This window comes from Corynebacterium sp. PCR 32 (genome assembly GCF_037464985.1).
Taxonomy (GTDB): Bacteria; Actinomycetota; Actinomycetes; order Mycobacteriales; family Mycobacteriaceae; genus Corynebacterium; species Corynebacterium kroppenstedtii_D.
Genome location: NZ_JBAHVL010000005.1, coordinates 23,445 through 40,166, shown reverse-complemented (window position 1 = coordinate 40,166; position 16,722 = coordinate 23,445). Strand labels below are relative to the sequence as shown.

The 16,722-nt window shown below is 53.6% G+C and carries 13 protein-coding genes; 11 read left to right on the top strand and 2 right to left on the bottom strand.

The genetic code is table 11. The annotated features are described in order from the left end of the window. The first annotated feature begins 22 nt into the window (after positions 1 to 22). The 3 genes from coaE to V5S80_RS07310 all read left to right on the top strand — a co-directional run bounded on the left by coaE (position 23) and on the right by V5S80_RS07310 (position 3,788). Positions 23 to 1,024, top strand: a complete 1,002-nt coding sequence (gene coaE / locus V5S80_RS07320; protein ID WP_395170116.1) for a dephospho-CoA kinase — start codon at positions 23 to 25, stop codon at positions 1,022 to 1,024. Positions 1,025 to 1,120: 96 nt separating this feature from the next. Further along, positions 1,121 to 3,253: an excinuclease ABC subunit UvrB gene (gene uvrB / locus V5S80_RS07315; protein WP_395170115.1), complete on the top strand. Its 2,133-nt coding sequence runs from the start codon at positions 1,121 to 1,123 to the stop codon at positions 3,251 to 3,253. Positions 3,254 to 3,347: 94 nt separating this feature from the next. Then, the gene (locus V5S80_RS07310; RefSeq protein ID WP_395170114.1) at positions 3,348 to 3,788 is read left to right on the top strand and encodes a universal stress protein; all 441 of its coding nucleotides are present in this window, start codon (positions 3,348 to 3,350) and stop codon (positions 3,786 to 3,788) included. Positions 3,789 to 3,852: 64 nt separating this feature from the next. Here V5S80_RS07310 and V5S80_RS07305 read toward each other — a convergent pair whose 3' ends face one another. Beyond that, positions 3,853 to 6,276 (bottom strand): HelD family protein, encoded by a 2,424-nt coding sequence (locus tag V5S80_RS07305; protein ID WP_395170113.1) that lies wholly within the window; start codon positions 6,274 to 6,276, stop codon positions 3,853 to 3,855. A gap of 61 nt (positions 6,277 to 6,337) precedes the next feature. Next, positions 6,338 to 7,162: an MBL fold metallo-hydrolase gene (locus V5S80_RS07300; RefSeq protein ID WP_395170112.1), complete on the bottom strand. Its 825-nt coding sequence runs from the start codon at positions 7,160 to 7,162 to the stop codon at positions 6,338 to 6,340. A gap of 132 nt (positions 7,163 to 7,294) precedes the next feature. Here V5S80_RS07300 and uvrA point away from each other — a divergent pair, with 132 nt between their 5' ends. The 8 genes from uvrA (at position 7,295) to pheS (ending at position 16,722) form a co-directional block, all read left to right on the top strand. Further along, positions 7,295 to 10,168, top strand: coding sequence for an excinuclease ABC subunit UvrA (gene uvrA, locus V5S80_RS07295; RefSeq protein ID WP_395170111.1), 2,874 nt, complete (start codon positions 7,295 to 7,297; stop codon positions 10,166 to 10,168). Between the two features lie 78 nt (positions 10,169 to 10,246). Beyond that, positions 10,247 to 11,656, top strand: a complete 1,410-nt coding sequence (locus V5S80_RS07290; protein ID WP_395170110.1) for a cystathionine beta-synthase — start codon at positions 10,247 to 10,249, stop codon at positions 11,654 to 11,656. A gap of 31 nt (positions 11,657 to 11,687) precedes the next feature. Next, entirely contained in the window at positions 11,688 to 12,851 is a 1,164-nt protein-coding gene (locus tag V5S80_RS07285; protein ID WP_395170109.1) for a cystathionine gamma-synthase, read from the top strand. A gap of 325 nt (positions 12,852 to 13,176) precedes the next feature. Further along, complete coding sequence (gene infC / locus V5S80_RS07280) at positions 13,177 to 13,728, top strand: translation initiation factor IF-3 (RefSeq protein WP_395170223.1); 552 nt, start codon at positions 13,177 to 13,179, stop codon at positions 13,726 to 13,728. A gap of 165 nt (positions 13,729 to 13,893) precedes the next feature. Beyond that, positions 13,894 to 14,088, top strand: coding sequence for a 50S ribosomal protein L35 (gene rpmI, locus V5S80_RS07275; RefSeq protein WP_395170108.1), 195 nt, complete (start codon positions 13,894 to 13,896; stop codon positions 14,086 to 14,088). 50 nt (positions 14,089 to 14,138) lie between these two features. Beyond that, positions 14,139 to 14,519, top strand: coding sequence for a 50S ribosomal protein L20 (rplT, locus tag V5S80_RS07270; RefSeq protein ID WP_395170107.1), 381 nt, complete (start codon positions 14,139 to 14,141; stop codon positions 14,517 to 14,519). A 95-nt stretch (positions 14,520 to 14,614) separates the two neighbouring features. Then, entirely contained in the window at positions 14,615 to 15,604 is a 990-nt protein-coding gene (locus tag V5S80_RS07265) for a TrmH family RNA methyltransferase (RefSeq protein ID WP_395170106.1), read from the top strand. 80 nt (positions 15,605 to 15,684) lie between these two features. Beyond that, positions 15,685 to 16,722 carry a phenylalanine--tRNA ligase subunit alpha gene (pheS, locus tag V5S80_RS07260; protein WP_395170105.1) on the top strand — a complete coding sequence of 346 codons (1,038 nt, stop codon included), beginning with the start codon at positions 15,685 to 15,687 and terminating at the stop codon, positions 16,720 to 16,722.

Here is a 16,722-nt window from a genome sequence, read left to right as displayed (position 1 = left end):
GCGAGCGGGAGGATGAGTAGCAGTGCTACTGGTTGGGCTGACAGGTGGGATTGGATCAGGTAAATCCACTGTGGCTGCGAGGCTATCTGACCACGGTGCAGTAATTGTCGATGGTGATGAGATCGCTCGTGAAATCGTTCAACCTGGACAACCCGCTGTTGTGGAGTTATCCGACGAATTCGGTTCAGACATTCTGATGGATGATGGTTCATTAGACCGAAAGATGTTGGCCCACCGTGCTTTCAGTTCTAACGACCGTACCGCAGCACTCAACCGGATCATGCATCCTCGGATTCATGACCGCGCTTTTGAGCTCTTTCGCGCAGCTCCTGATCATTCGATTGTCGTGTTCGATATGCCATTGTTGATCGAGAATGATTTGGATCAGATGTGCGGACTTGTCGTCGTCGTGACGGCTGATGTTAGGACTCGCATTGATAGGCTCGTCAGCAACCGAGGGTTCGACGTCGATGATGCCCGACGGCGAATCAGGGCGCAATTGTCGGACACGGAGCGAGCCCGCTCCGCTCACGTCGTTGTGGACAACTCAGGTTCACGTGACGCACTCCTCACAGCAGTGGATTCGCTGTGGAACCGACGGTTAGCGCAGTGGGGACACGTCAACGATGTCGATGTGGGGCACGGTGGTGATTTGTGGGAGCGTGTCTCCGCTTCTGTGACGGCGCGGGAACGTTTGTGGAGGCGCCGGGCTGAGTGGATATCTGGCAGCACAGCGGACAACGACGTCGTTGTTGACCACAACGGTGTTGTCATTGTGACGTTGAACGGAGTCAATGATGGGGAGGAAAACGGTGACGGCGCTGCCGCGGGTGTAGGAATAGGGTCAGCCTGTGAGTATCATGCTGCCGGTCGAGCTCGCACCACTGTCGGCGAGAAATTGACATGGTTAGGTTGTGTACACATGTCCGGGGAAGGACACAGATATGCGTCTGACAGGTCCGGACAATATGGCAGTGTCTGGGTGAGCGGCGATCCGATAAATCCTGCAGTAATTCGATATTAATAGTGCGGGGGCAATTGCCAGTAATTCTCACCGTGTGTGTTCGCTTCCGGTGATTGTGAACGACATGAGCGTGTCGTGCAGGTTACACTCGCGATTATGGCTTTTGCTGCGGAACATCCTATCCTGTCACACTCCGAATTTCGCCCGGTCGGTGAGATCGAGCGTACTGAGAAGCCGTTTGAGGTTGTCAGTGATTATGCCCCAGCTGGTGACCAGCCTCAGGCAATCGTCGAGCTTGATAAACGGCTTCGTCGTGGAGAGCGCGATGTTGTGTTGATGGGCGCCACCGGGACAGGGAAGTCAGCGACTGCCGCGTGGCTCATCGAAAAGCAACAGCGCCCGACTCTCGTGATGGCACCGAATAAGACGCTTGCAGCTCAACTTGCGAATGAGCTGAGACAACTCTTGCCGAATAATGCCGTCGAATACTTCGTCAGTTACTATGACTACTACCAACCTGAGGCCTACATCGCCCAGACAGACACATATATCGAAAAAGATTCTTCTATCAATGAGGATGTTGAGCGTCTCCGCCACTCAGCAACCTCGAATCTGCTATCGAGACGCGACGTCGTTGTCGTGAGTTCAGTATCATGTATCTACGGTTTGGGTACACCGCAGTCGTACTTGGATCGGTCAGTTCCGCTTCGTGTAGGAGATGATGTTGACCGGGATCGGTTCCTTCGTGTGCTCGTTGACATTCAATACACGCGGAACGATGTCGCATTTACCCGAGGAACATTCAGGGTGAAAGGTGATGTTGTCGATATTATCCCCGCTTATGAAGAGGTGGGTGTGCGCGTCGAGTTTTTTGGCGATGAGATCGATAGTCTTCATACTATCCACCCGCTGACCGGGGAGGTCATCGACAGTCATGATCATCTCAGAATTTTCCCTGCGACTCACTATGTAGCAGGGCCAGAACGTATGGAGAAGGCTCAAGACGCGATTAAGGCAGAGCTCAAAGACCGGTTAGCCGACCTTGAGAATCGAGGAAAGCTTGTCGAAGCACAGCGGCTCCGGATGCGAACCGAGTTCGATCTTGAAATGATTCAACAAGTCGGATTCTGCTCGGGCATTGAGAACTACTCACGCCACATTGATGGGCGTGAGCCCGGCAGCGCACCAGCGACCCTCATCGATTACTTCCCGGAGGATTTCCTCACCATCATCGACGAGTCCCACGTCACAGTTCCACAAATCGGCGGCATGTTCGAGGGGGACGCTTCACGGAAGCGGAACCTCATCGACTTCGGATTCCGACTTCCCAGTGCCCTCGACAATCGGCCATTGACCTGGAATGAATTCGACATGCGCAAAGGACAATGCGTCTATATGTCAGCGACCCCCGGCGACTACGAACTCGAATCAACCAGTGGAGAATTCGTCGAACAAGTTATCCGGCCCACCGGACTGGTGGACCCAAAAATCGTGGTCAAACCCACTAAAGGCCAGATCGATGATCTCATGGAAGAGATTCGGCAACGAACGGACAAGGATGAGCGCGTCCTCGTGACCACACTCACAAAGAAGATGGCCGAGGACCTCACAGACTACCTGTCAGATTCAGGAATCCGCGTCCGCTACCTCCATTCAGACATCGACACCCTCCAGCGCGTCGAGCTCCTCCGTGACCTACGCCTTGGGACATATGACGTCCTTGTCGGCATCAACCTCCTCCGTGAGGGGCTTGACCTGCCTGAAGTCAGTCTCGTCTCCATCCTCGACGCAGACAAGGAAGGCTTCCTCCGATCCACACGATCCCTCATCCAGACAATCGGACGTGCAGCCCGCAATGTCAGCGGTGAAGTCCACATGTACGCAGACACCGTCACCGACTCGATGGCGCAAGCCATCGACGAAACTGAGCGACGGCGAGACAAACAAATCGCATTTAACAAAGAACACAACATCGACCCGCAGCCACTGCGAAAGAAAATTGCAGACATTCTCGACCAGGTCTACGACAATGACAGCGACGCAGATCAGAGCACTACCGACGACACGAGTACGCCATCACTAGGGTCTGACACAGCACTAGCCGGCGACAATGACCCCGACTACACAGAAATGACACGCGACGACCTTGTCACTCTTCGCGATAACCTCACTCAACAAATGGCCGACGCAGCTCGCGACCTCAAATTTGAACTCGCCGCGCGGCTCCGTGACGAACTCGTAGGCGTCAAAAAAGAACTGAAAGAAATCACCGAAGCAGGTGTGGAATAGGCCAACGAATCCAGAGTGAAGTACGGCTCAGTGACGTACCATAAAGCTAACGCGACCGTCGACAACGTCGACGCATCAGGGTGGAAAGGTAGACATGAGCAAATATTCAACAATTGTTGTGGGTACCGATGGGTCCCAATCATCACTCCTCGCAGTGGAAAGAGCAGCCGAGATAGCCGCTGCGCTCAATGCCACAGTTGTCATCGGATGCGCCTACTACGAAAACCAAGAACAAGCCTCAAAAACCCTCCGTCAAGATTCGGTGACTGTCCTTGGCAATGATCCCGCACGTAAAAACCTAGAAACCGCGGTCGAAACAGCGCGCCGGGTTGGTGCTACCAAGGTTGAGACCACTGTTCGTCAAGGAACCCCGGTCGACGCTCTTATGGCCATTGTGAAAGAGGTTGATGCGGATCTCTTGGTGGTGGGCAACCGCGGGATTAATTCGTTGACTGGTCGTCTTTTAGGATCAGTGCCTGCTGATGTTGCTCGTCAGTCCAACTGTGACGTCATGATTGTTCACACCGTGGATTAGGGATGGGTGAGCGTCGTCGGACATAGTACGGGGGCTGCACACGGGGTAGTCAGGCACGTATAGGTCAACTGATCGGGAAAATCGGTTGTCCAGAATACAAGATGGTAAGGCCCTGTGTCGCTCGTGTGGTGGCCACGTAGAGATCTTGGAATCCTTGGATTGCCGAGTATGCAATATCTTCGGGTTCAATAATGATTACTTCATCAAATTCCAGTCCCTTGATGCCCGAGGTGCCTACGACGGTGAGTGTTTGTGGGATATCGATACCATCGACAGCTCTGGTGAGGTGGGAACGAAGGCCGGTGTTATCTTCGGCGGTGATGATGGCGATGGTCCCCTCTGGGGCTGTTGTGCGGGCAATTTCCATGACAAGGTGGCGTAGTTTCTTGCGGACGCGTGAGAGCGCAGTGCTCGCCGGTGTGGCCGGTTCAGTGTAGTGGCCATCGTGAGTGCTGATGAGACGACATGAGGTTAGTTCAGGGACGGTGATGAATCGCGGGTGACGATTGTTGGATCGGATTGCGGTATCCGGTTTGATCCCTGGTGCGACTGTATGACGGAGATGGTCTGCGATATCCGTAATTTCTTTGGGGGTCCTGTAATTGACGGTGAGTCGATGATGGTGCCACCGTGATTTCACGAATGGCTCCAATGTTTCTGCCCACGATTCCACGCCGGCCGGGCTTCCTGTTTGCGCGGTATCGCCCACCAACGTCATCCAGCGGTTTGGGCACCGCCGCATAATCATCCGCCATTCCATTGCAGAGAGCTCCTGTGCCTCATCGATGACGACGTGACCGTAGGACCACAATCGATCTTCGTAGGCGCGCTCAGCTGTGGTTCGTTGATCTCGTACCCGCTGGCGTTCGGCGAGTGCATCAGCATCAAGGATGTCGTAGGCCATGAGGATTTCGGGATCAAACCCATCATCGACATCTTGAGAGGCGGATCCAGCCAATATGTCGAGTGCATCTTGTGCTTCCGCTATGCGTTGAGATCGTTCGCGCTCGTCGCGAGCGCGTTTTTCCTCAACGTCGGCCACCCCAATAATCGTGGCAAGTTCGTCGAGGAGGGCAGCATCGGAGGTGGAAAAGTCCCGGCCCTCGGATCTGCGGAGAGCGTCACGGGTCAGGTCGTCGTAGTCGCGGGTTGCGTTGAGTAAGGCGTCGCTATCGCTGTATAGTTGTGCAAGCACGTTGATCGGATCGAGTTCTGGCCACAGACTGTCCATTAACTCGACTACTGTCGTTTCCTCTTTGAGGTCATCGCGTAGTGCTGCATGGTCGCTAGCAGAGAGGAGGTTACGACCACCTAGCGGATCTTCACCAATGTGGTCTGCCAGGGTATCGGTGAGGATGTCAAGAAAAGTGTCATGGAAAACAGTGCGGGCTCGGTTGTGCGGCTTCCGCGATCGACGGGCCCGTGTGCGTGCTGTCCGTACCATCGCGGGTGTGACGGTCACGCGGTGCCCGTCGATGTTGAGAGCGATACTGTGCTCTGGTACTCGCTGATAATTCCTTACGGCTCTGGTGAGGATTTCGACCATGGCTATCGACCCTTTGACTTCTCTACCGAGTTCAGAGTCGATACGTGAGGTTGTGACCCCAGGATAGAGATCGCCAACCGTCGACAGGACGACACCTCCCTCTCCCAGGGTAGGTAGCACGTGAGAGATATAGTCAATAAACGTCCGGTTGGGGCCGAGAACTAATACACCTGTAGCCGAGAGTACATCACGCCAGGTGTAGAGAAGGTATGCGACGCGGTGAAGGGCTACCGCGGTTTTTCCAGTCCCTGGGCCGCCTTCAACGACCGTGACTCCCCGGTAAGGATCCCGGATGATCGTGTCTTGTTCACGTTGAATAGTGGCGACGATGTCGGTCATGTGCCCAGTCCGGGCGGCATTGAGGGCGGCGAGGAGAGGGGACTCATCGCCAGCGCCGTGCACAGTGACATGGACACCCTGATTCTCGGCTGCCGCGGCGTCGACATCAAGGTATTCATCAGTGACATGCGTGACCGTGCGTCCATTCGTTCGCAGATGTCGGCGAAGGGAGACTCCCTCAGGGTGCGCTGTTGTCGCCAAATAGAACGGCCGCGCGCCGGGAGCTCGCCAGTCCATGAGGAGTGTTCGATAGTCGTCATCTTTATCTGATATTCCGATGCGACCGATGTACCGGCGATCTAATTCGGGATTATCAGGAGAAGGATTTTCAGGGCCTTCATCGTCGTTGTCAACGACATCGATTCGTCCGAAGCATAAACCAATCTCTGCGGACGACAACATGGTCAACCGATCATGCAGTGTGCTGTAGTCGGTTTCCCTTTCGAGGAGTCCACGGGGGTCGCGGGTACGGCGCCGAAGCACCGAGCTCATGGTGTCCTCAGTGAGTCGGCGCTGAGTATCGACGTAATCGAAGAGCACGTCGAGAATGTGTTGTTCCTGTGCAATAGCGGTGTGTTCAGCATCGGTTGTGGGCTTTCCCACAGCGTCTCCAATTATGCGTAGAGGGTGGTCGCTTGTGATTGTCAGGGGAGAAGATACAGCGTTACCAGCCGCGTTGTCGCCACTCGTCGAGGTGAGGGCGTTCTGTGCCCAGCGTTGTATCATCACCATGTCCCGGATGAACCCAGGTTGAATCAGCATACACATCAAAAAGCTTTGTGGTGACGTCGTTGAAGAGGAGCGTGAAATCGTCCTGGGAGGTTGTTTTTCCGACGCCGCCAGGGAACAGTGAATCACCAGTGAAGATGTGTGTGGGTGCCGTAATCCCTAATGACAAGGATGGGTCGAAGACGACGGCTAGACCTTCACTCGTGTGGCCATGGAGGGTGATGCCACGCAACTGAAGGCGGTGGAGAGAAGAGCCAGCGAGGTCAAGTGGGCTGCCGTCGCCGACCGTGCGGTTGACTTCTGCCGGGAGTTCCGGCGCATCTCCGCGTGATGCGTGATGTCGTGCCCCTGTTTGGTAGATCACCTCACGGAGCGCACCAACATGATCGTGATGGGAATGGGTTGTGATGATATCGGTGATGGTGAGTTCTGCGGCGTCGGCGAGGTCAAGCAGAAAGGGTGCATCGGTTGCAGCATCGATCAGGACTGCGTCACCATTCACTGCTAGGAGATAGCACGAATTGTCCATCGGGCCGACAGATGTCTTGATGATGGACACATTGTTGTCAGGTGGAATGTCGGAGGCATCGCTGTCCGGAGTGTAGGGGCTGTTGTACGTGAGCCGCTGGGCTTGCCGTGGTTTGTCAATATGTCCGGTGTATGAGCTAAGAGGAATTTGGCGTTTGGTCCGGCGAGGCGGATGACCTTCGCTGTGAGTGGAGTACATCGGTGGTGTCTGATTGGTGGGTGGAGTGCTCATGAGTCCACCCTAGATGTGTACTCGTCGGGCGTGCAGCGGGGCGGGGTTGGTCCTAGAATGGATTGGTATTAGTTTCGCATAATAGGCGTGATGTGTACGACACTGAGAATACGGTTGTAAGAAGGGAAATTTGTGGCAGATCGACTGATCGTTCGTGGAGCCAGTGAGCATAACTTAAAGGGTGTTGATATTGATTTGCCTCGCGACGAACTTATCGTTTTTACGGGGTTGTCAGGATCGGGGAAGTCCTCTTTAGCTTTCGACACCATTTTTGCTGAGGGGCAACGGCGTTATGTCGAATCGTTGAGTTCGTATGCCCGTCAATTTCTTGGGCAAATGGATAAGCCCGCTGTTGATTTTATTGAGGGTCTCTCCCCGGCGGTGTCGATTGATCAAAAATCCACCAATCATAATCCACGCTCCACCGTGGGGACGATCACGGAAGTCTACGATTATCTTCGTCTCCTGTATGCCCGCATTGGTGTACCCCATTGCCCGGAGTGTGGGGCGGTCATCGAGCGGCAGACTCCGCAACAAATTGTTGATCAGATTCTTGATATGGACAATGGGCTGAAATTCCAGATTCTCGCGCCTGTGGTTCGAACCCGGAAAGGGGAATTTGTCGATCTTTTTGAGGATCTATCTGCTCAGGGGTATGTTCGCGTCCGCGTTGATGGGACGACCTATCATATTTCTGAGGTTCCTCAATTAGAGAAGCAAGTCAAGCACAACATCGAGGTTGTCATTGATCGTCTATCAGTAAAACCGTCCCAGAAACAGCGCCTGACAGATTCTGTGGAAACCGCATTGAATCTCGCTGACGGTGTCGTTATTTTTGATTTTGTCGGTCTCGATGATAGTCATTTGCACCGTTTCCGTCGGTTTAGTGAAAAAATGGCCTGTCCCAATGGGCATGCGTTGGCGATTGACGAGTTAGAGCCGAGAACGTTCTCGTTCAACTCGCCGTATGGGGCGTGCCCAGAGTGTGATGGATTGGGTAGTACCCTTACCGTTGATGAGGCACTTGTTATCCCTGATGATACAAAGCCACTTGTGGATGCCATTGCGCCGTGGGCAAGTAATCACTCTACTTTCTACTCGAAGATGGTTGAGGCTATTGCTCAAGAATTAGAGGTGTCACCCTCAACCCCGTGGAGGGATCTTACGGCGTCTCAGAAGCGCGTGATCATGCACGGATCTGATCATCAGATTTCAATTCGATATCGCAACGCGTATAAGAGGATGAGGAAATATAACGCGCCGTTTGAAGGGGTCATGCCTTTCCTTCATCGGCGGATTGAAAATGCTGACTCTGATGCACAAAAGCAGCGGTTTACTGCGTATATGCGTGACGTGCCATGTCTGAAGTGTCATGGTGCCCGCTTAAAGCCGGAAGTTCTGTCGGTAACGGTGTCTGGTGATGACGATAGAGGAGCGCATCGTGAGTTGTCGATAGCGGAACTCAGCGAGCTATCCATTTCTGAGGCATCGGTGTTTTTGCGTTCTTTAACGTTGTCATCCCGCGAAGAAATGATCTCAGGGCGTGTGCTCAAGGAGGTTCAGGCGCGACTGACCTTCTTGCTTGATGTTGGGTTGGAGTATCTGTCGCTGTCGCGGTCTGCAGGAACGCTCTCTGGTGGGGAAGCTCAGCGTATTCGGTTGGCGACGCAGATCGGTTCCGGGCTTGCTGGTGTGTTGTATGTGCTAGACGAACCATCGATTGGTCTTCACCAGCGAGATAATGAACGCCTTATTGCTACGCTTGAGCATCTGCGAGATATTGGAAACACCCTGATTGTTGTTGAGCATGACGAAGAAACCATTCGTACAGCTGACTGGTTGGTGGATATCGGCCCGCGAGCTGGTGAATTTGGTGGGGAGGTGGTCTATCAGGGGCCGCCTGCAGGAGTCGAGGAATGTAGGGATTCGTTAACCGGAGATTATTTGTCTGGGCGACGGGTTTTAGCTGTCCCAGATGCTCGGCGCCCGATTGACAGCGATCGCACGATCACGGTTGTTGAAGCGCAGGAAAACAACCTGAAGAATGTCAACGTGTCGTTTCCACTTGGCGTGTTAACTGTGGTGACAGGTGTGTCTGGGTCCGGGAAGTCGTCCCTGGTAAATAGTGTTCTCGCATCGACGCTTCAGCGTGATCTCAACGGTGCTCGAGTGGTGCCAGGTCGGCACCGTCGAGTGGAAGGTCTCGACCACCTCGACAAGTTGGTCCAGGTTGACCAGAGTCCAATTGGTCGGACACCGCGCTCAAATCCTGCGACGTATACAGGCGTGTTTGACAAGGTTCGTAGTCTTTTTGCGGAAACGCAGGAAGCGAAGGTGCGTGGCTATAAAGCTGGTCGGTTCTCGTTCAACGTCAAGGGGGGTCGGTGTGAGGCGTGTCGTGGTGATGGCACGATTAAGATTGAGATGAATTTCCTTCCTGATGTGTATGTTCCGTGTGAAGTGTGTCATGGGGCGCGGTATAACCGTGAGACTCTTGAGATCACCTATAAGGGTAAGAACATCGCTGAGGTTCTTGATATGCCTATTTCCGAGGCGGCTGACTTTTTTGAGCCGATTACGTCGATTCACCGGTATCTTGCCACTCTGGTCGACGTTGGCCTTGGCTATGTTCGCTTGGGGCAGTCGGCGACAACATTGTCTGGTGGGGAAGCGCAGCGTGTAAAACTTGCGTCTGAACTGCAGAAGCGTTCACGGGGTCGAACTGTGTACATTTTGGATGAGCCGACGACAGGTTTACATTTTGAGGATATTCGGAAGCTCATGGTGGTGATTCAGGGGCTGGTTGATAAAGGTAATTCGGTCATTGTGATTGAACACAATGTGGATGTCATCAAAATGGCTGACTGGATTATCGATATGGGCCCTGAAGGTGGCTCTGGTGGTGGTCGTGTTGTTGATCAGGGTGCTCCAGAGGATGTTGCGGGCAGGGCGGAAGAAACGGGCTCTTATACAGCTGCATACCTGGCTGAGGCGCTTTCTGGGTAATAGCATTTTCTCAATGCCACATTATTTCTAGACCAAGTGGTCTAACTATGTGGGGTTGCTGTTCCTATACTCGGAATTATGACACTGCTGAAACATATCACCGAGGCCATCGGCGGTACACCATTAGTGCAGTTACGATCCGTTGTTCCTGATGGGGCGGGCCTGGTAGCGGCGAAAATTGAATATCTCAACCCGGGTGGGAGTTCCAAGGATCGTATTGCGAAGAAGATTATTGATGCAGCAGAAAAGGACGGCAGGCTTCAGCCGGGTGGAACAATCATTGAACCGACGTCGGGCAATACTGGAGTCGGGCTAGCGATGATTGCTCAGCAGCGTGGGTATACGTGCGTGTTTGTGTGCCCTGACAAAGTGGGAAAAGACAAGATCGATGTTCTTCGTGCCTACGGTGCCGACATTGTTGTCTGCCCAAGTGCTGTAGAACCAGAGAGTCCGGATTCGTACTACTCAGTATCTGATCGTTTGGTCGCAGAAACACCTGGGGCTTTCAAACCTGATCAGTATTCAAACCTGAATGGCCCGGAAAGTCATTATGAAACAACTGGCCCCGAGATTTGGCGGGATACTACCGGAGAAATAACCCACTTCGTCGCTGGTATTGGTACAGGAGGAACGATCACAGGCACTGGCCGATTCCTTAAAGAGATATCGCATGGGCGTGTCAAAGTCATTGGGGCTGATCCGGAGGGGTCTGTGTATTCAGGTGGTTCAGGACGTCCTTTTCTTACAGAAGGGGTTGGCGAGGACATGTGGCCAGACACCTATGATCGCAGTCTTGTCGATGAGGTTATTTCCGTTACGGATGCGGAAGCTTTTTCGATGACGCGTCCTTTGGCCCGAGAAGAAAGTTTGTTGGTAGGTGGCTCGTCGGGAATGGCAGTTGTTGCTGCCTTGAAAGTTGCTCAGCGCGATCCGAGCTCGAAAGTTGTTGTTCTCTTGCCTGATGGTGGCCGTGGCTACCTTGGCAAAATTTTTAACGATGAGTGGATGCGTTCGTACGGATTTGATACGGGGCATCTCCGCGATGAGGACGAGTTGACGATTGCGGATATCATCCGTCGAAAAAACGATGCGGGGAATGGTTTGCCAACGGTTGTGTATGTCCATCCAAATGAAACTATTCGCGACGCGGTGGGGGTGCTGCGGAGATTTAATGTGTCTCAGATGCCTGTTGTAGGTGCAGAGCCACCCATAGTTGTTGGTGATGTCCGTGGAGCGGTGTCTGAAAGAGGATTGTTGCAGGCGGTGTACGAGGATGGGTATTCGCTGTTGGACTCAGTGTCGTCGGTGATGGAAGATCCGATGCCACTCATTGGTGATCAAGAGCGAGTATCTTCGGCTGTCCGACGGCTCGTTCGAGTGGATGCACTGATGGTACTTGCTGGCGGAGTTCCTATTGGAGTGGTCACGCGTCAGGATCTTCTTGGATTCTCTACCACGGCCAGTACAAGTACCACGGGCAGTGACTAGTCCGTACGACCATGACATGGGAGGACAGGCAATGAGTAATAACGGGCAAGAACTTCTATCCGACCACGGAATAGAAACGTCTGCTGTGCATGCTGGATGGGCTCCGGACGCGTCGACCGGAGCGGTGAATCCACCGATCTATGCGACATCCACGTTTGCTCAAGACAAAGTGGGTGGTCTGCGTGGAGGATATGAATACTCCCGAACTGGGAATCCCACGCGTACTGCGTTGGAGCAGGCGCTCGCTGAACTTGAACGCGGTAAATACGGGCGTGCTTTTAGTTCTGGAATGGCAGCGACGGATTCGGTTCTTCGCGCTTTGTTGAAGCCAGGTGACCACATCATTATTCCGAATGATGTGTACGGCGGAACTTTCCGTTTAATCGACAAAGTGTTTGCTCAGTGGGGGATCGATTACACTCCCGCGCCTATCAGTGATCTGGAGGCTGTTAAGGCAGCGGTCACCTCATCAACGAAACTTGTGTGGGTTGAGACCCCTACAAATCCGCTCTTAACGATTGCTGACATCCCGGGTGTGGCGGAGATTGCTCACAGCGTCGGTGCTCGGTTGGTTGTCGACAACACTTTCGCTACTCCTGCCTTGCAGCAGCCACTGGTGCTGGGAGCGGACATCGTTGTTCACTCGACGACGAAATATATCGGTGGACACTCTGACGTCGTCGGTGGGGCGGTCGTGACGGCTGACGAAACAATCGACGAGGCTGTGGCATTCATGCAGAATTCTGCTGGTGCGATTGCTGGTCCATTCGATTCTTTCCTTACGTTGCGGGGGCTGCGGAGTTTGCCTGTACGGATGGAGCGGCACAGTGCTAACGCATTAGCGATTGCTACTCGGTTGGTAGAGCATCCAGCTGTGAAGGATGTCATCTATCCGGGGTTGGAATCTCACCCCGGTCATGCAGTTGCTACTAGACACATGAGGGGCTTCGGTGGGATGGTTTCTATACGGCTGAATGATCGTGAGGCTGCACAGCGGCTATGTGGTCGGGTTCGGATTTTTACTCTTGCTGAATCCTTGGGTGGGGTTGAGTCGTTGATTGAGCATCCCTCGGCAATGACACATGCGTCGACGGCGGGTTCTGTCCTGGAGGTTCCTTCCGATTTGGTTCGTCTTTCTGTCGGGTTGGAGTCGGCTCAGGACCTCATTGCTGACCTCGTGGAGGCACTGGATTAGGGTGGATTTTGTGTGTCGTTTGGTGGTTTGGCGCATCTCTGCTAATCTTCATCACACGACCGTCCGTCGTGGTGTGCAACCACGCGGGCTACAAGCGGAGGATATTCCCACCACGTGACCGCCTTTTGGTTGGACTCTGGTAAAGATTTAGCGTGAGGGATCCCCGTTGTGCAGTTGAATTCTGTGGCACGGGGATTTTTACTTGGCGTGAAGATTTATAGCTTCGTCAGCAGTGTCATGCATGTTCATGTGTTGTCAAAGCATTCCAGGGGTTGCGTGGGGATTATTCAGCGCTTGTGGTACGTCAGTGCGGCCAGACCAGTCAATGTTCATCCCTATTGAGGAGTCTCACATCAGCGCTGAAGCCCGCATTAATGAGCGAATTCGTGTTCCCGAAGTTCGACTCGTTGGTCCTAGTGGCGAACAAGTTGGAATTGTGCGTACCGACGATGCTCGCAAACTTGCCTATGATGCCGATCTTGATCTCGTGGAGGTCGCGCCCCGCGCGAAGCCGCCAGTGGCGAAGATTATGGACTACGGCAAGTTTAAATATGAGCAGGCACAGAAAGCTCGCGAATCTCGTCGGAACCAGCAGCAGACCGTCGTGAAGGAACAAAAGTTTCGGCCGAAGATCGACGATCATGATTATGAGACGAAAAAGGGCAATGTTGTCCGGTTCTTGGAAAAAGGATCCAAGGTCAAGGTCACAATCATGTTCCGTGGTCGTGAGCAGTCTCGTCCGGAATTGGGTTTCCGGCTGCTGGAGCGGCTGGCTGATGATGTCGCCGAAGTTGGCGTCGTTGAGTCTCGGCCAAAGCAGGATGGTCGCAACATGACCATGGTTATCGGTCCTGTGCGCCGCAAGGGTAAAAAGTAGCCCTTTTTACCTTGGATGGGTGCACTGTGCGCGGTGGGGAAGCGCTTAGGTGTTCCTCCGCGTTGTGTTGTGTGCCCTAAGTCGTGATGTAGCGAGTTTCATCCACTCGCTACCTGCGATAGTGTGCAAGACCACCTCATTCAATTTGTGCAAAGGAAATCGGCAGTGAAGCAGAAGACCCACAGCGGAATTAAGAAGCGCATCAAGAAGACGGGCTCCGGCAAACTCCGCCGCGAGCAGGCTAACCGCCGCCACCTTCTCGAGGGCAAGCCATCGACCCGCACTCGTCGTCTGAAGGGCGATACTTCCGTCTCTCCTAACGACACCAAGCGTGTTAAGCGGCTCCTGGGCGAGGGCTAAAGCTCACCCGCTCGACAACACCCCCGACTAGATAGAAGGAAGTAAACACTGTGGCTCGCGTGAAGCGTTCAGTTAATGCCAAGAAGAAGCGTCGCGAAGTTCTGAAGTCAGCGAAGGGCTACCGCGGTCAGCGCTCCCGCCTGTATCGCAAGGCTAAGGAGCAAATGCTCCATTCGAAGACCTACGAATTCCGGGATCGCCGGGCCCGCAAGGGTGATTTCCGCAAGTTGTGGATCACGCGTATCAATGCGGCTGCCCGCCAGAACAATATGACGTACAACCGCCTTATCCAGGGGCTCCGTCTTGCTGGTGTGGACATCGACCGCAAGAATCTCGCGGAGCTCGCTGTCTCTGACGAGCAGGCATTTGCAGCGTTGTGCAAAGCTGCCAAAGAAGCCCTGCCCGAGGATGTTAACGCTCCGGCTAAATAATCCCACCAGGTTTTTCTCGTCGCTCCATTCTTGGAGCGACGTTTTCTTTATATATTGATACAAGTATTGTTGTGACCGGAAAGAACTGTTGAGTCATGTGCGAGCACCACTTTCACGCCTACGGTGAGTCTAAAGGAACCCATAGTCACTCCTTAACGGGTGATCGCCCTGGTCAGGTTTTCACAACGAGGACCCCGAGGATCATTGCGGCACGAAAGTTACTCACAGCAACGGGCCGGCGGAAAAGCAAGAAGTTCGTTGTCGAGGGCTATAACGGGGTGGATGGTGCGTTAGAGGCAGGTCTTGTTGACGAAGTGTTTTTGACGGAGAGTGCATGGGAGAAGTTCCCTGATCTACGGGAACGTTTTCAGAACCGACGAATTACGACGAGTCTCATTGACCATCAGGCTGCAACGTCGTTGTCAGCCACGGTGACGTATAGCGGTGTTTTTGCTGTGTGTGGCCTGTTGTCGACGTCAGTGGACGTGTGCATTCGTCAGGCACAACAAGGGCGCGGATTGGTTGCGGTTGCGGTCAATATGTCAGATCCCGGTAATGCTGGCACTTTTATTCGTACCGCGGATGCGGTGGGGGCCGATTGTGTTGTGTTCCTCGGTGAGTCCGTTGATATTCATAACGGGAAGACCGTGAGGTCCTCTGCGGGTTCCGTGTTTCGTATCTCCATTGGACGTGATCGACATGTTCAGAACTCGCTTGATCGGTTTTCTTCCAGGGGCTTCCAAATGATAGCTACGACAGTTGATGGTGAGACCTCCTTGGATAAGGAAGCTGATTTGGCTGCTCATTGGCGTGCGCGGATGACGGTGCCGTTGGATGTTTCGGGCCAACCTTCTGGCCAGGAGCTTGGTGGTGGCAATGTGCCGATTTTAGCTCGTTCGAGCGTATGGCTCTTCGGAAACGAAGCGCATGGTCTGCCGGATGATATCGCTGAGGCTGCGGATTACAGAATCCGGATACCGATCAAGGGGAGTGCTGAGTCTTTTAATGTGTCCGCGGCAGCTGCAATCACGTTGTATGAAGCCTCGCGTGCTCTGGGCGCTCCGCATGGTGTTGCTACACTCTGAATGATATTGTCACGCAGCCTGCGTGTGGCCACCACTTTTTCAACATATGTTCTTCGTCTTTCGTGAAAGGGTTGACCTCCGTGTCAGATATTGATGTTTCTGAAGCATCGCTGAACGCCGCTGCTGGTGCGGCAATATGTGCATTTGATGATGCGTCGACTTTGGCGGAGCTCGCCGATGTACGTAGAGAGCATTTAGGGGACAGCGGTGTGATTCCTATGGCGCGTCGGGCGTTGGGATCGTTGCCTAAGGAGCAGCGTAAAGATGCCGGTCGGAACGTCAATATGGCTCGTGGGCGTGTCGAAAAGCGGTATGCGGAACGCAAAGCGGTTCTCGAAGAAGAACGTAACCAGGAAGTGCTCCGATCGGAGCGTGTGGACGTGACCATTCCATCAACGCGTCGCCATGATGGCGCGATGCATCCTATTACGCAGATATCTGAGCATATCCAAGATATTTTTGTTGGTATGGGGTGGGAGATTGCTGATGGGCCGGAAGTTGAGGCCGAATATTTCAATTTTGATGCGTTGAATTTCTTGCCTGATCATCCTGCACGAACTCTGCAGGATACGTTCCATATTGCACCAGAAGGTTCTGGACAGGTGCTTCGTACCCACACCAGTCCAGTGCAGATGCGGGCGATGCTGTCACGGGATGTGCCCATCTACATCGCGTGTCCGGGGCGTACGTTTCGAACAGATGAACTTGATGCAACCCACACTCCAGTATTCCATCAGGTGGAGGGGTTGGCTGTCGATAAGGGGCTCACGATGGCCCACCTTCATGGGACTTTGGACCATTTGGCTCGGGTTCTTTTTGGAGAGAATACGAAAACTCGGTTCCGTACAAACTACTTTCCTTTCACCGAACCCTCAGCGGAGGTTGATGTGTGGTTCCCGGAGAAGAAGGGTGGAGCAGGCTGGATTGAGTGGGGTGGTTGCGGGATGGTAAACACGAATGTTCTCCGTGCAGCGGGCATTGATCCTGACGAGTACTCGGGGTTTGCGTTTGGTATGGGGTTGGAGCGCACACTGCAATTTAGAAATAATCTTCCCGATATGCGGGACATGGTTGAGGGGGATATTCGTTTTACTAGGCCGTTTGGCATCAGAGCATAG

Bases quoted from the DNA above. Each gene is read 5' to 3' on its own strand.
- uvrB (WP_395170115.1), top strand. From the start codon at position 1,121: ATGGCTTTTGCTGCGGAACATCCTATCCTGTCACACTCCGAATTTCGC.
- V5S80_RS07310 (WP_395170114.1), top strand. From the start codon at position 3,348: ATGAGCAAATATTCAACAATTGTTGTGGGTACCGATGGGTCCCAATCA.
- V5S80_RS07300 (WP_395170112.1), bottom strand. From the start codon at position 7,162: ATGAGCACTCCACCCACCAATCAGACACCACCGATGTACTCCACTCAC.
- V5S80_RS07290 (WP_395170110.1), top strand. From the start codon at position 10,247: ATGACACTGCTGAAACATATCACCGAGGCCATCGGCGGTACACCATTA.
- V5S80_RS07285 (WP_395170109.1), top strand. From the start codon at position 11,688: ATGAGTAATAACGGGCAAGAACTTCTATCCGACCACGGAATAGAAACG.
- infC (WP_395170223.1), top strand. From the start codon at position 13,177: ATGTTCATCCCTATTGAGGAGTCTCACATCAGCGCTGAAGCCCGCATT.
- V5S80_RS07265 (WP_395170106.1), top strand. From the start codon at position 14,615: ATGTGCGAGCACCACTTTCACGCCTACGGTGAGTCTAAAGGAACCCAT.